The 256-nt window shown below is 52.3% G+C and carries 1 pseudogene; it reads left to right on the top strand.

Annotated features, from left to right (window positions below):
• Positions 1 to 256: pseudogene (locus SB658_RS25550) on the top strand (lactate utilization protein C); the annotation flags it as partial.

Genomic DNA, 256 nt, shown 5'->3' with positions numbered 1-256 from the left:
ACGATCTTGTCACGATGCTGAAAGACCACTGCGTCAACATTCATACCGAACTGATCGAAACGGATGCAGCCGGGCTTTACGACGCTTTGCGCACGCAGGTGAACCGCTTTGAAGGAGGGCCTGTCATCATTCCGAAGGACAGCCGGTTTGAAATGTACGGCTTGCAGACCCTTATGACAGAAGAGTGGCCGGACGAAGGGATTCCCGTTTGGGAATGGGACGCGGAACAAGGAGCGAAAAATATTGAAAAAGCGGA

The organism is Bacillus sp. SIMBA_008 (assembly GCF_046535495.1).
Classification (GTDB): Bacteria; Bacillota; Bacilli; order Bacillales; family Bacillaceae; genus Bacillus; species Bacillus subtilis.
This window is presented reverse-complemented; position numbering and strand designations above follow the sequence as displayed.